Here is a 12,024-nt window from a genome sequence, read left to right on the forward strand (position 1 = left end):
CGGTCGCGGCGCGGGCTCGGGCCGCGGGGGGGGGCGGCGGCCGGGGGGGGGGGGGGGGTTTTACAACTAAAACCCCCCCCCGCCCGGTCACGAATGTTTCACGTGAAACATGGCCTCAGCCCTGCCCGGCCCACCACTCCTTGAGCGCCGCGACGGCCGCTTCGCGCTCCATCGGACCGTTCTCCAGTCGCAGTTCGAGCAAGAACTTGTAGGCTGCGCCGATCTCGGGCCCGGGTCCGATACCCAGGACCTCCTGGATCTCGTTGCCGTTCAGGTCGGGCCGGATCGAGTCCAGCTCCTCCTGCTCCTGGAGTTGCGCGATGCGCTCCTCCAGGCCGTCGTACGCCCGTGACAGTGCGGCGGCCTTGCGTTTGTTGCGCGTGGTGCAGTCCGAGCGGGTCAGCTTGTGCAGCCGCTCCACCAGAGGGCCGGCGTCGCGTACGTACCGGCGGACGGCCGAGTCCGTCCACTCTCCGGTGCCGTAGCCGTGGAAGCGCAGGTGCAGCTCCACCAGCTTCGACACGTCCTTGATCATGTCGTTGGAGTACTTCAGCTCCGTCATGCGCTTCTTGGTCATCTTCGCGCCCACCACCTCGTGGTGGTGGAAGGAGACCCGGCCGTCCCTCTCAAAGCGCCGGGTGCGCGGCTTGCCGATGTCGTGCAGCAGGGCCGCCAGCCGCAACACCAGGTCGGGGCCGTTCTCCTCCAGATCGATGGCCTGCTGGAGAACAATGAGCGAGTGCTCGTAGACGTCCTTGTGGCGGTGGTGCTCGTCACTCTCCAGCCGAAGCGCGGGCAGCTCGGGCAGTACGTGATCGGCGAGCCCGGTGTCGACGAGCAGCGAGAGGCCCTGCGCCGGGTGGGCGGAGAGGAGGAGCTTGTTGAGCTCGTCACGCACCCGCTCGGCGGAGACGATGCCGATCCGCTCGGACATCGCCGTCATCGCAGTGACGACCTCGGGGGCGACCTCGAAGTCGAGCTGTGCGGCGAACCGGGCGGCCCTCAGCATGCGCAGCGGATCGTCGGAGAAGGAGTCCTCCGGGGTCCCGGGCGTGCGCAGCACCTTGGCCGAGAGGTCCTCCAGGCCGCCGTGCGGGTCGATGAATTCCTTCTCCGGGAGCGCGACCGCCATCGCGTTGACGGTGAAGTCCCGGCGTACGAGGTCCTCCTCGATGGAGTCGCCGTACGAGACCTCCGGCTTGCGAGAGGTCCGGTCGTACGCCTCGGAGCGGTACGTGGTGACCTCGATCAGGTAGCCGTCCTTCTGCGTCCCGACCGTCCCGAAGGCGATCCCGACCTCCCAGACCGCATCCGCCCACGGCCGGACGATCTTCAGTACGTCCTCGGGGCGTGCGTCGGTGGTGAAGTCCAGGTCGTTGCCGAGCCGGCCCAGGAGCGCGTCCCGGACCGAGCCGCCGACCAGGGCGAGCCGGAAGCCCGCCGCCTGGAACCTGCGGGCAAGGTCGTCGGCGACAGGGGAGACCCGCAGCAGTTCGCTGACTGCACGGTGCTGCACCTGGCTCAGGGCGCTGGGGGTGTCTTCGTTGGCGTTCGGCACAACAGAAAAGGGTACGTGCCCCCACCGGTCGCGGTGTCATCGTTTTTCCCTGGCCCTGAGAGACTCTTCCGATCATGTGGCGCAGTCCGCGGCACTTCGCTGCTGCGCGCATCGTTACCATGCGTGGACGCAGCAACCGGGCAACCAACAACGGCAGCCAACGACGAGGGACGGGCGAGCGCGTGGCCGAGGCGGCAGACTTTCAGGGGATGAATCCTTCTCCTGCCCGCCGATGGGTCCGGCGTGCGGCATCCCTCATGGCCGGCGCCCCGCTCCTGGTCGGCCTGACCCAGCTCCCGGCCGCCCCCGCCGCGTATGCCGCACAGGACGCGACAGGGGCCGGAACCGTCGACGTCGCACTGGACGCACTGACCCCCCACGCCCCCAAGAAGGGCGACACGATCACCGTGTCCGGAACGCTGACCAACAGGAGCAAGCAGGCCGTCACCGAGGCCAGGGTCGGGCTGCGGGTGGGCGAGCGGCTCTCCGGCCGGACCCAGATCGACATCGCGGCGGACCGCACCGGCTACACGCCGGGCGGCGAGCCCGCCGAGCTGGAGAAGTACGTCGTCAAGATCCCTCAGCTGCCCCCGGGGACCAGCACGGACTTCACGCTCGCGGTCCCCGTGGACCAACTGGGACTCGACGAGTCGGGCGTCTACCAGCTCGGAGTCTCCCTGTCCGGCAAGGCTGCGGGCCGCGGCGAACAGGTCCTGGGCATACAGCGGACCTTCCTCCCCTGGGCGCCCGAGGACACCGAGAAGAAGACGCAGCTCACCGCTCTGTGGCCGCTGATCTCCACCACCCGGCTGTCCGCCGAGACCGGGTCGGACGAACAGCAGACCCCGGTCTTCGAGAACGACGACCTGGCCAAGGAGCTCGCGCCGGGCGGCCGACTGGAGCAGATGGTCTCGCTGGGCGACGAACTGCCCGTCACCTGGGTCATCGACCCGGACCTGCTCGCCACCGTGGACGCCATGGTGAAGGGCTACACGGTCAAGGACAAGGCGACCGGCAAGAACGTTCCGGGGAAGAACCAGGATGTCGCCAAACGGTGGCTGAACTCACTGGAGAAGGCCGTCCAGGGCGGGGACGTCGTGGCCCTGCCCTTCGCCGACCCGGACCTGGCGTCCCTGGCACACCGCGGCAAGAACGTCCCCGGCTCCCTGAACCAGCTGCAACGGGCCACCGAAGCAGCCAGGATCACCGTGGAATCCACTCTGCACGTGAAGCCCTCCACGGACTTCGCCTGGCCGGTCGAAGGTGCCGTCGACCCCTCGATCGTCAACACCGCCACCTCGGCGGGCGCCCACCACGTGATCGCCCGCAGCGACAGCTTCGAGGAGAACGACGCACTGTCCTACACCCCGACCGCGGCCCGCCCCATCGGCGCGGGACGGACCGCGGTGGTCGCGGACGCCCGCCTCTCCACCGCCTTCCAGGGCGACATGGCCGACGCGGAGAACTCGGCTCTGGCGGTGCAGGAGTTCCTCGCCCAGACGCTGGCGCTGACCCTGCAGGCCGAGGACAAGCAGCGCAGCATCGTCGTCGCCCCGCAGCGGATGCCCTCCGTCTCCCAGGCGCAGTCGCTGGCATCCGCGGTGCGGGCCCTGAGCCCCGGCCGGTGGACCCAGCCACTCGATCTGACGGCTGCGGCGAAGGCCACACCGGACCCGGCGGCGACCACCCAGGTGCCCGGCTGGGCCTCCTACCCGGGCGCGCTGCGCGCCAAAGAACTCCCGACGACCGCCTTCGAGAACATCAAGGCGACCCAGTTCACGCTGGATCGCTTCAAGGTGGTCCTCACCCGGCCCGAACGAGTCGTCACTCCGTTCGGCAACGCCATAAACCGCGGGATGTCGGCCTCCTGGCGCGGCAAGGAGGCCGCGGCGAGCGTCTACCGGGGAGATGTCCAGGGCTACCTGGACGACCTCACCAAAGAGGTCAACCTGATCAAGAAGTCGACCGCGACCCTGTCGGGCCGCAGCGCGACGATCCCCGTCACCGTCCAGAACAAGCTGGTGCAGGACGTCGACCACCTCGTACTGCGCCTCCAGTCGACCCTGCCGGCCCGCCTCAAGCTGGGCGAGGGCGAGGGCGAGGCGGTCACCGAGCAGCCCATCAAGGTCCGCGGCGGCCACAGCCAGTCAGTGAAGATCGCCACCACGGCCAACGCCAACGGCAAGGTCCCGGTGGTCGCACGGCTCTACACCGAGGACGGCACCCCGTACGGGCCCGAGATGCGGTTCATGGTGAACGTCAACGAGGTCACCCCCACGATCATGCTGGTGATCGCCGGCGGTGTTCTCCTTCTGGTGCTCGCCGGAATCAAGATGTACTCGCAGCGCAAGCGGGCGGCCGCCCGCGGCAGCGACCAGCCCGACGGCGACGCACCGGACGGCGAGGACGCACCGGACGGTAACGACGCCGAGCAGCCGGGTGACCCTGCCGCGGACACCGGCCCCGAAAGCGGGGAGCCGTCGGCCACGGGTGAGAAAGTGGACCGTTGAGCTATGCCGTGTGAGCGATAACCGTTGAACAATGTCGTGGCCGTCGGCCGGGGACGATGAGGTGGGGTTGCAATGAACGCGCCGTACGACGGTGAACGCGGCCAGCGATCTGGCGGCGACGCGGCGGGCCATCCGCCCCCGCCCCAACAGCCCGCCGCACCGGACGACCCGTACCTCCGGTCCGCGTACGACCACGACCCCTACCGGTCGCAGGACCTCTCCGCGCAGGACCCGGTGACCGAGGCGCTCTACGACCGCGCCTCGCACCCGCCGCCGCCCCCGGGCACCTTCCAGGAGACGCAGCCGCTGTACCAGCAGCCTCCCGCGCCCCCGCACGCCCCGAACCCGCGGGTGTGGGCCCAGACGCCGCCGCCGGAACCCGACGGGCCCTCCCGGCACCTCCCGTACGGGGACGACGCACGCACCGTGCAGTTCACCGGCGTCGACGACCTGGTCACCCGGGCGAGCGAGGAGGAGCCGCCGGAGAAGGACGCGTTCGCGCACCTCTACCGCGACCAGCAGGCTCCCGGAGTGCCGCCCCAGGCCACTCCCGAGCCGGCTGCCGCCCCCTCGCCGCCGCCGAAGCCCCCGGGCCGCGCGGCGAGTCTGATGAAGTCCAGCGCGCTGATGGCCGCCGGCACCATGGTCTCCCGCCTCACCGGATTCGTCCGCTCCGCGATGATCATCGCTGCGCTCGGTGCAGGTTTCCTCGGCGACACCTTCCAGATCGCCTACCAGCTGCCGACGATGATCTACATCCTGACCATCGGCGGCGGCCTCAACTCCGTCTTCGTACCGCAGCTCGTGCGCGCCATGAAGGAGGACGAGGACGGCGGCGAGGCCTACGCCAACCGGCTGCTGACCCTCGTCACTGTCGCCCTCGGTGCGCTCACCGCCCTCGGAATGTTCGCCGCACCCCTGCTGATCCGCTTCCTGTCGGTGCCGATTTCGAACAATCCGGCCGCCAACGACGTCGCGGTCACACTGCTGCGCTACTTCCTCCCCACGATCTTTTTCATGGGCATCCACGTGGTGATGGGGCAGATCCTCAACACGCGTGGAAAGTTCGGCGCGATGATGTGGACCCCGGTCCTCAACAACATCGTCATCATCGCCACCCTCGGCCTGTTCCTCTGGGTGTACGGCACCTCGGCGAACTCGCAAATGACCGTCGAAACGATCCCCCCCGACGGCGAGCGACTGCTCGGTGTCGGCATCCTGCTCGGTCTGGTCGTCCAGGCACTGGCGATGATCCCGTACCTGCGCGAGACCGGCTTCAAGCTGCGCCCGCGCTTCGACTGGAAGGGCCAGGGCCTCGGCAAGGCTGTCAAGCTGGCGAAGTGGACGGTGCTGTTCGTCCTCGCCAACCAGATCGGCGCGGTCGTCGTCATCCAGCTCGCCACCGCCGCCGTCGGGAAGGGGGAAAAGGGGACCGGCTACGCCGCCTACGCCAACGCGCAGCTCATCTGGGGTCTGCCGCAGGCCATCATCACCGTTTCCCTCATGGCCGCCCTGCTTCCCCGACTGGCACGCTCGGCCAACGAGAGTGACTCCGGCGCCGTACGCGACGACATCTCGCAGGGCCTGCGCACCACGGCCGTCGCCATCGTGCCGATCGCCTTCGCCTTCCTCGCGCTCGGCATCCCGATCTGCACCCTGATCTTCGGCGCCTCCGGCATCCCCACCGCGACCAACATGGGATTCATGCTGATGGCCTTCGGCCTCGGCCTGATCCCGTACTCGGTCCAATACGTCGTGCTGCGCGCCTTCTACGCGTACGAGGACACCCGCACGCCGTTCTACAACACCGTCATCGTGGCCGTCGTCAACGCGGCTGCCTCCGCACTCTGCTACCTGGTGCTGCCGCCCCGCTGGGCCGTCACCGGTATGGCCGCCTCGTACGGAATCGCGTACGCCATCGGCGTCGGCATCGCCTGGAAGCGACTGCGCAACCGGCTCGGCGGCGACCTGGACGGGGCGAACGTACTGCGCACCTACGCACGTCTCGCGATTGCCTCCGTTCCGGCAGCCATGGTCGCGGGGGCAGTGGGGTATGCGCTGTCCCAGGCCCTCGGCCAGGGCATTCTCGGCTCGATCGCCGCACTGGTCGTCGGCGGCGCAGTCCTGCTCGGCGTCTTCTTCGTCGCCGCGAAGAAAATGCGCATCGCGGAACTGAACGCCCTGGTGGGCATGGTCCGCGGCCGTCTCGGCCGCTGAGACCCGTAGCGGTCGCACAACCCTCGCCCGCCGCCGTGTGTCGTGCACAGCGGCGGACTGTGGGCACAATTGGCAGGGCTGCTCGACAGCCCGCAACGGATGGGGAGGCAGGAACGACGGTGGCGGAACGTAGCACGGCTGCCGTCGACGTGGCCGACAACAGCGGTGACGCTCCTTCCCCGAACGGGAAGGCGTCGTCTGCCGCCGAGGCGGACAGGGCCACGGCCGACGGGGTGGCGGAAGGCCAGGACACACCGGAGATGAGCAAGCAGGACAAGCCCGTCGGGAAGAAGGGCACCGAGTCCCCGATCGTCGCGCCGGAGCTGCACAGCGGTCACAAGCTGGCCAGACGCTACCGGCTCGAGGAGTGCGTCACCCGGCTCGACGGATTCAGCAGCTGGCGGGCGGTCGACGAGAAGCTGCGTCGCGCCGTAGGGGTGCACCTGCTCCCCGCGGACCACGCCCGGGCCCGCTCCGTCCTCGCCGCCGCCCGCTCATCGGCACTGCTCGGCGACCCCCGCTTCGTCCAAGTCCTGGACGCGGTGGAGGAGAACGACCTCGTCTACGTGGTCCACGAGTGGCTCCCCGACGCCACCGAGCTGACGACGCTGCTCGCCTCCGCACCACTGGAGCCGCACGACGCGTACCAGCTGGTCAGCCAGGTTTCCCAGGCCATGGCCGCAGCCCACCGTGAGGGCCTGGCACACCTGAGGCTCACGCCCAGCGCCGTGCTGCGCACCTCCACCGGCCAGTATCGGATCCGCGGCCTCGCGGTGAACGCCGCTCTGCGCGGCATCACCGCCGACCGGCCGCAGCTCACGGACACCGAGGCGATCGGCGCCCTGCTGTACGCCTCCCTCACCCAGCGCTGGCCCTACGAGAGCGACGCGTACGGCCTCTCCGGGCTGCCCAAGGGCATCGGGCTGATCGCCCCCGACCAGGTACGGGCGGGTGTCCACCGGGGGCTGTCCGAGCTCGCCATGCGCGCCCTGGCCAACGACGGCGCCACCGCCTCGCGCCAGGAACCACCCTGCACGACGCCCGACGAGCTGGCCAAGGCCGTCGCCGCGATGCCGCGCATCCGACCGCCGGAGCCATCCTTCGCCCCCCGCCCCGAATACCCGCGCCCCACGTACCAGCAGGGCGCCTACGGTCGCCCGCAGCCCCGCCCCACCACCGCACAACCCGTGCCGCCCGTGCCCCCGCCGCCACTCCAGAGCCGTACCGGCAAGGCCCTCAAGTGGGGCGTGGCCGCCCTGCTGATCGCCGCGCTGGGCCTGGGCAGCTGGCAGCTCGCCGACAACCTGCTCGACCGGCGCGGCACAACCGACGACACCCAGACGCAGACCGATCCCAAGAGCAACCAGGGGTCAAAGGTCATCGCGCCGCCCAAGCCGCTCACCATCAAGGGCGCCGTCGAGTTCTACCCCGACGGCTCGCCGCAGGCCGCAAGAGACGTGGCGAACACCTACGACGACGACGTCAGCAGTTACTGGCGCACCAATTCGTTCAAGGACGGGCCCGAATTCGCTCCCTCCATCAAGAAGGGCGTGGGCATCGTCTACGACCTCGGCAGCGAGCAGAACGTGACGCAGTCCTCGATAGCGCTCCGGTACCCGGGCGACCGCACCACGCTCACCCTGTACGCGGTGGACTCCTCGTCCACCTCCGGGGACGTCGACTCGATGCAGAAGATCGCCACCACGACCACCAGTGGTTCGACCGCCTCGATCAAGGCGAAGAAGCCGGTGAAGACGCGGTACGTGCTGCTCTGGATGACGACCATGCCCTTCGCCGGCCAGGACGAATACAGCGGCGCCGGCTACAAGCAAGCCATAACCGACGTGAAGTTCACAGGCTGACTCAGCCATCAGGGGAGAGGGGGGCTCACCGTTGGACGACGTCGCACTGCGAGATGCCGACGACCAGGAACTCCTGGCCCGGCACGTCAAAGGGGACCCCGACGCCTTCGGCGAGCTCGTACGCCGTCACCGCGACCGGCTCTGGGCCGTCGCCCTGCGCACCCTGGGCGACCGGGAGGAAGCCGCTGACGCGGTCCAGGACGCCCTGGTGTCCGCCTACCGGGCCGCCCACACCTTCCGTGGCCAGTCCGCGGTCACCACCTGGCTGCACCGCATCACGGTGAACGCCTGCCTCGACCGCGCGCGCAAGGCGGCCTCCCGCAAGACCTCACCCATGGACGACACGGAACGCCTGGAACAGCTTCTGGAGCCCCACGAATCGGCCGAGGCGCCCGTCGAGCGGCTGGCTCTGCACCACGAGCTCCTGGCAGCACTGCGCACCCTGCCCGCCGAACAGCGCGCCGCTCTCGTCCTCGTCGACATGCAGGGATATCCGGTGGCGGAGGCCGCCCGCGCTCTCGACGTGCCGACCGGAACGGTGAAAAGCCGCTGCGCACGCGGACGGGCCAGACTTCTCCCCCTGCTCACTCATCTGCGCAGCGGTACCGGGGGTAGCGACGACCCCGGCAGGGAAAGGAACCGGAGGCCGGGGACATCCGTCCCACCGGCATCGGAACAAAGGGACGCAGGGCCGACCGGCCCTACTGCTGTGAAGGGCGGAGGTGGGCGCACGTGACATCCACGACCGGCACGACTCAGCACCCTGATGTCGCGGAAATCTCCGACCTCGCGGAGGGATTGCTCTCGCCCTCCCGCACCCAGGACGTGCGACAGCACCTCGACGGGTGCGCACTGTGCGCCGACGTCGAACTGTCCCTGGAAGAGATCCGCGGGCTGCTCGGCACCCTCCCAGGGCCCCCGCGCATGCCCGCCGACGTCGCCGGGCGGATCGACGCGGCCCTGGCAGCCGAGGCCCTGCTGGACTCCACCGCCCCGGCCGACTCCGCGCAAGCCCTACCCGTTTCACGTGAAACATCGCCGAGCGCACCTCCGCGCACCGGCGAGCGCCCCGTACAGGCGCGGCCGTCGGGCCACGCCCGCGCGGCAACCGGTCCCGGGCGGGAACCCTCCCGCAGGCCGCGCCGCCGTGCCGTCTGGACCGCTGTCCTGAGCACCGCCGCCCTCGGCCTGGGCGTCCTGGTGGTGCAGTCCTTCCCGACAGGGCCGTCCGGCTCGCAGAAAGACGCGGCCAAATCCGTACAGAGCCAGAGCCAGCAGTTCTCCGGGGCGCCGCTCCAGGAGCAGGTGCAGCTTCTCGCCGGACCGCGCCCGCAGGCCCTGACCACCCCCAGGGAGAAGAACGCGCCGTCGGTCGACATCGAGGAACTGGCCCCCTCCCCGAAACAGGCCTTCGACGTCCCGCCCTGTGTCCAGCAGGGCACCGGACGAACGGAGCCCCCGCTCGGCAGCGAGTCGGGCACCTACGAGGGAAAGTCCGCGTTCCTCGTCGTCCTGCCGCACTCCTCGGACAGCTCTCAGGTCCAGGCGTACGTCGTCGACGCGGCTTGCGTCGACAAGACGCCCCAGGGCAAAGGCGAACTGCTGATGACCCGCGCCTACCCCAAGCGCTGAACCTACGCCTCGATCTGCTCGGCCGTGCCGGGAATGCCAGCCCCGTAGTATCCGTTGGGTGGGGTGGAAGGTTCAGACCGGGCCCCGGTTGGCAGTAAGCAGTCTGCAGAGACGAGGAAGAAACCCGTGAGCGACGTCCGTAACGTGATCATCATTGGCTCCGGGCCGGCCGGTTACACCGCCGCGCTGTACACCGCACGCGCGTCACTGAAGCCGCTGGTGTTCGAAGGTGCCGTCACCGCCGGTGGTGCGCTGATGAACACCACTGAGGTCGAGAACTTCCCGGGCTTCCGCGACGGCATCATGGGCCCGGACCTGATGGACAGCATGCGCGCCCAGGCCGAGCGCTTCGGTGCCGAGCTCATCCCCGACGACATCGTGTCGGTCGACCTCACCGGCGACATCAAGACGGTCACCGACACCGCGGGCACCATCCACCGCGCCAAGGCAGTGATCATCTCCACCGGCTCGCAGCACCGCAAGCTGGGGCTGCCCAAGGAGGACGCCCTCTCCGGACGCGGTGTCTCCTGGTGCGCCACGTGCGACGGCTTCTTCTTCAAGGACCACGACATCGCCGTGGTCGGCGGCGGCGACACCGCGATGGAGGAGGCCACCTTCCTCTCCCGCTTCGCCAAGTCCGTCACCATCGTCCACCGCCGTGACACGCTGCGCGCATCCAAGGCCATGCAGGAGCGGGCCTTCGCCGACCCGAAGATCAAGTTCGCCTGGGACAGCGAGACCGCTTCCCTCGAGGGCGACCAGAAGCTCACCGGCCTGACCCTGCGCAGCACCAAGACCGGCGAGACCGCCCCGCTGGACGTCACCGGCCTGTTCATCGCCGTCGGTCACGACCCCCGCAGCGAGCTCTTCCAGGGCCAGGTCGAGCTGGACGACGAGGGTTACGTGAAGGTGGAAGCGCCGTCCACCCGCACCAACCTGCCCGGTGTTTTCGCCGCCGGCGACGTCGTCGACCACACCTACCGGCAGGCCATCACGGCCGCTGGCACCGGCTGCTCCGCCGCGCTCGACGCGGAGCGCTACCTCGCTGCACTCGCCGACAGCGAGAAGGTGGCCGAGCCTGAGAAAACCCCGGCTGTCTGACCCCCCACCCCACACCCCGAAGAAGTGAAGGAGGCCGCCGTGGCCGGCGACCTGAAGAACGTGACCGACGACTCCTTCGACGAGATCGTCCTCAAGAGCGACAAGCCCGTGCTCGTCGACTTCTGGGCCGCCTGGTGCGGTCCGTGCCGCCAGATCGCGCCGTCCCTCGAAGCCATCGCGGCCGAGCACGGCGACAAGATCGAGGTCGTCAAGCTCAACATCGACGAGAACCCGGCCACCGCGGCCAAGTACGGCGTCATGTCGATCCCGACGCTGAACGTCTACCAGGGTGGCGAGGTGGCCAAGACGATCGTCGGCGCCAAGCCGAAGGCCGCGATCGTTCGCGACCTCGACGCCTTCATCGGCGGGCAGTAATCCGTCGTTGTTTCACGTGAAACGGTGAGGGCCCACCCCCTGCGGGGCGGGCCCTCACCGTTTTCGCTACAACGGACGCAATACGGGGTCCTTCTGGACCACACCCAGCAGTTTGTCGAGCGCCAGCTCGACGTCCTCCTTCCAGGAGAGCGCCGTCCGCAGCTCAAGCCGCAGCCGTGGGTGCGTGGGGTGCGGGCGTACTGTCTTGAATCCGACCGCCAGCAGGTGATCGGCGGGAAGCAGACAGCCGGGTTCCTTCCACCGGGCATCACCGAACGCTTCGATCGCTTTGAAACCCCTGCCGAGCACATCCTTGGCGACGGTCTGCACCATCACCCGCCCGAGTCCCTGCCCCTGGTACCCCGGCACGATGACAGCTGTCATCAGCTGTACCGCGTCGGGCGACACCGGGCTCGTAGGAAATGCCGTGGCACGGGCCACGTACGCCGGGGGCGCGTACATCACGAAGCCCACCGGTACGTCGTCCACGTAGACCACCCTGCCGCAGGAGCCCCATTCCAGCAGGACCGCCGAAATCCAGGCTTCCTTCTCCAGCTCCGCACGGCCCGCCTCTACCGCCGCTTCTCCACGGACGGGATCGAGTTCCCAGAAGACACAGCCTCGGCAACGGTGGGGAAGGTCCGCGAGGTTGTCCAGCGTGAGCGGTACGAGCCGACGCCCCATGAAAGCTGTTCCCCACTTTCTTCGCCTGCCGCACCACGAGCAGCGCTGAGCGTGCTCCATTCGTGGATCAAGCTGCCGACGAACC

The 12,024-nt window shown here is 69.2% G+C and carries 9 protein-coding genes; 7 read left to right on the plus strand and 2 right to left on the minus strand.

What is annotated here, in order from left to right:
- Positions 1-115: 115 nt before the first annotated feature.
- Positions 116-1,558, minus strand: coding sequence for a CCA tRNA nucleotidyltransferase (locus ACFWVV_RS08740; RefSeq protein WP_384347650.1), 1,443 nt, complete (start codon positions 1,556-1,558; stop codon positions 116-118).
- A gap of 182 nt (positions 1,559-1,740) precedes the next feature.
- On the opposite strand from ACFWVV_RS08740, the gene ACFWVV_RS08745 reads away from it, so the two are divergent.
- The 7 genes from ACFWVV_RS08745 (at position 1,741) to trxA (ending at position 11,255) form a co-directional block, all read left to right on the plus strand.
- A complete protein-coding gene (locus tag ACFWVV_RS08745; protein ID WP_384347896.1) occupies positions 1,741-4,068 on the plus strand; it encodes a DUF6049 family protein in 2,328 nt (775 codons plus the stop codon).
- A 72-nt stretch (positions 4,069-4,140) separates the two neighbouring features.
- Entirely contained in the window at positions 4,141-6,285 is a 2,145-nt protein-coding gene (gene murJ, locus ACFWVV_RS08750) for a murein biosynthesis integral membrane protein MurJ (protein WP_384347652.1), read from the plus strand.
- Between the two features lie 119 nt (positions 6,286-6,404).
- Positions 6,405-8,147 carry a protein kinase family protein gene (locus ACFWVV_RS08755; RefSeq protein WP_384347655.1) on the plus strand — a complete coding sequence of 581 codons (1,743 nt, stop codon included), beginning with the start codon at positions 6,405-6,407 and terminating at the stop codon, positions 8,145-8,147.
- Positions 8,148-8,178: 31 nt separating this feature from the next.
- A complete protein-coding gene (sigM, locus tag ACFWVV_RS08760) occupies positions 8,179-8,883 on the plus strand; it encodes an RNA polymerase sigma factor SigM (RefSeq protein WP_384347658.1) in 705 nt (234 codons plus the stop codon).
- On the plus strand, positions 8,880-9,779 hold the full coding sequence (locus ACFWVV_RS08765; RefSeq protein WP_384347661.1) for a hypothetical protein: 900 nt from the start codon (positions 8,880-8,882) through the stop codon (positions 9,777-9,779). Before sigM ends, ACFWVV_RS08765 begins: the two co-directional genes overlap by 4 nt.
- A gap of 126 nt (positions 9,780-9,905) precedes the next feature.
- Positions 9,906-10,880 carry a thioredoxin-disulfide reductase gene (trxB, locus tag ACFWVV_RS08770; RefSeq protein WP_384347664.1) on the plus strand — a complete coding sequence of 325 codons (975 nt, stop codon included), beginning with the start codon at positions 9,906-9,908 and terminating at the stop codon, positions 10,878-10,880.
- Positions 10,881-10,919: 39 nt separating this feature from the next.
- Positions 10,920-11,255, plus strand: coding sequence for a thioredoxin (gene trxA / locus ACFWVV_RS08775; protein ID WP_384347667.1), 336 nt, complete (start codon positions 10,920-10,922; stop codon positions 11,253-11,255).
- Positions 11,256-11,321: 66 nt separating this feature from the next.
- On the opposite strand, the gene ACFWVV_RS08780 is transcribed toward trxA, so the two are convergent.
- Positions 11,322-11,939 carry a GNAT family N-acetyltransferase gene (locus ACFWVV_RS08780; protein ID WP_384347669.1) on the minus strand — a complete coding sequence of 206 codons (618 nt, stop codon included), beginning with the start codon at positions 11,937-11,939 and terminating at the stop codon, positions 11,322-11,324.
- Positions 11,940-12,024 lie beyond the last annotated feature (85 nt).

This window comes from Streptomyces sp. NPDC058663 (assembly GCF_042716745.1).
Taxonomy (GTDB): domain Bacteria; phylum Actinomycetota; class Actinomycetes; order Streptomycetales; family Streptomycetaceae; genus Streptomyces.